This is a genomic window from Photorhabdus sp. RM323S (assembly GCF_042879375.1).
GTDB classification, from domain to species: domain Bacteria; phylum Pseudomonadota; class Gammaproteobacteria; order Enterobacterales; family Enterobacteriaceae; genus Photorhabdus; species Photorhabdus tasmaniensis.
The window spans coordinates 1-1,355 of sequence record NZ_JBHFKZ010000146.1 but is presented as its reverse complement, the minus strand read 5'-3'; the positions used below and the strand labels follow the sequence as shown (position 1 = coordinate 1,355).

1 pseudogene is annotated in these 1,355 nt (G+C 57.3%); it reads right to left on the bottom strand.

What is annotated here, in order from left to right:
* Positions 1-1,355 (bottom strand): annotated as a pseudogene (locus ACGF7G_RS22305) (type IV secretion protein Rhs); the annotation flags it as partial.

Here is a 1,355-nt window from a genome sequence, read left to right as displayed (position 1 = left end):
ATCGGTTTGTTCATAACGCGCCAGTCCACCAAGCCCGATCTTCACCACCTTGCGGATACGCCGACCAAGGGCATCATAGTGATAATGCGCCGTTGTGTTGCCGATTTTCGCCACCGTCAGGCGGTTGTCACCATCATAGCGGTAATCCTGGGTTTTGTACCACCGACACTCCCGACGGGTAATATTGCCGTGCGGGTCATGCTCATAGCGCCATTGCCGCCAGTAGCTCAGGCGGTCGCCCTGCGGCGTCACCGCTTTAGGGATCCCTTGCTCTTCTGCCTCCCGTTCCAATATCGACTGCGGTTGCTCCAGCAGGTTATCCGCCCGGTCATACCACAACATATCTTCATAAGCGCTGCCCTGATGCGTCACTTTTTTCAGGCGACTCTCCGCGTCATAAAGGTAGTCAATCATGCCCCGGTAATGATCTGCCATCATCTGCAATTCGTCCTGGGGGCCGTAGACCCACGCCCGCCACGGCTTGCCTTCGCTAAGATAGGGCCGGGGGTCAGCATCAGCCTGTTTCAACGGCAGGCTGTACTGGTGGATACAGCGTCCCAGCGGATCATAATCGCGCAGCTGGAACAGGTTGCCCTGCGTGCGGCGGGTTTCACGATGCAGTTGGTCGCGCTCAAATTCAGTGAGGAGTTTCTGTTCATGCCGAATGGCGCTCAGGTGGTCGGAGCCGTAGTAGAGCCAGCTTAAGGTGCCGCCCTGTGGCAGCGTGAGGGCCGTCAGGTTATCCAGTTCGTCATAGCTGAACTGGAGGCTGTCGTCGCCGTTCTGCTCCCGAATGACCCGCCCCAGCGCGTCATAGTCAAAACGCACGGTGCTGGGGACTATCCCCAGAGGTTTGCCGTTGTCATTTGGCTCACGGCGGGCTTCCAGCAGCCTGCCCATGCTGTCCCACCGGTATTGATAAGTGTCGGTGTAGGTTTCCCGCTGAATCAACTGACCGGCTGCATCATAATGCTGGTGTACCTGACGTTCCGGGTATTTGAACACGCGGTCACCCATGCGCCGTTCGGTGCTCAATAAGCCCGCCGCGTTGTATTCATACAGGATGAGGGTGTCGTCAGGACGGATTTCTTCGATTAAGCGCCCTTCGGCATCACGGTTTAGCCGGTAACGGTCATCGTTGGCGTTGTCGAGCTGTATCAGATGGCCTTCGGGGCTGTACTGATAGCGAATTTGACGTTGCAGACGGTCTGTCGCACAGACCACCTGACCAAATGCATTGTATTCCCAGGCGCAGGGCGCATTCTCATTGCGCTGGTGATGGGTCAACTGACCCGCGCTGTCCCATGCCATGTGTTCGGTGGAGTCGTCAGGATAGGTGACCTGAACCAGTTGAC